The organism is Acetobacter nitrogenifigens DSM 23921 = NBRC 105050, from assembly GCF_000429165.1.
GTDB lineage: Bacteria > Pseudomonadota > Alphaproteobacteria > Acetobacterales > Acetobacteraceae > Acetobacter > Acetobacter nitrogenifigens.
Genome location: NZ_AUBI01000052.1, coordinates 1 through 1,036, shown reverse-complemented (window position 1 = coordinate 1,036; position 1,036 = coordinate 1). Strand labels below are relative to the sequence as shown.

1 pseudogene is annotated in these 1,036 nt (G+C 56.4%); it reads right to left on the bottom strand.

Annotated features, from left to right (window positions below):
* Positions 1 to 183 precede the first annotated feature (183 nt).
* A pseudogene (locus G442_RS23505) lies at positions 184 to 888 on the bottom strand (IS6 family transposase).
* Positions 889 to 1,036 lie beyond the last annotated feature (148 nt).

The window sequence follows — 1,036 nt, the reverse complement described above, 5'->3', positions numbered from 1 at the left end:
CTGGGCTGTCTCACCAAATCACACGCCGAAGCTGGCTCCAACCGACAGGAAGCGTGCAGGCACGATAAGATAATGCGGCCTGCAACGTCGACTTGCTGTGAGGTCGATGAGGGATACGATAATAGGTGTGATGGTGCTGTCACGTGAACTGGTGTGGGGTATTAGAAGGCGTTTGAGGGATTTTCAGGCGGAGAGAGCCGTTGCGTTGTTCCATTGGGCGAGAGCCCGGATACGATGGATGTGACGGGAGAGAGCGTTGCTGAGAGAGGCAGTCGGTACAAACAGGTTTCGAATGGCGGCAAGGACCGGGATGAAGCGCAGACAACCTCCCGGTGATCGAAACCGTTGCATGGCACGTTCGCGCTTTCGTAACGGTAGATGTGAGTTCTCCGCTCGGTTGTTCAGGCCTTTATGAGATCGGTGTTCCACACAGGGCATGACCTGACGTTTTGCTGTTCCGTATGACTTCAGTTTGTCGGTAATCATGCGTCTCGGTCTGCCGCCCTGCTTCTTGAGAAGCCGCGTCAACAGTCGCCTCGCCGCCTTCGTGTTGCGTCGTCTTTGCAGGATTTCATCGAGAACGTAGCCGTCCTGATCGACCGCTCGCCACAGCCAGTGAACCTGACTGCGGATCACGATCCTGACCTCGTCGAGATGCCACACGTCGCCTGAAGCCGCGCGCCTGCGGCGCAGCTTGCGCGCAAACGCAGCTCCGAACTTCAGGCTTCAGCGGCGGATCGTCTCATACGACACGACAATCCCGCGTTCGAGCAGCATTTCCTCGATCAACCTGAAGCTCAACGGGAACCGGAAATACAGCCACACAGCGTGCGCTATCAGTTCGCGCGGAAAACGGTGACGTTTGTAGCTGACAGGCGGAGCGCTCATGCGGGGCAATCTACAGCCCCAATGTTTATGTGACAGCATCCAGATAAGGCAACGCGGTGCTGTCACGTTAAGTGAGGCGTGATAGTTTAGCTGCATGAGTGCTCTGCCTTGCAGCTACAAACGACATCGTTTTCCGCGTGAGATCATC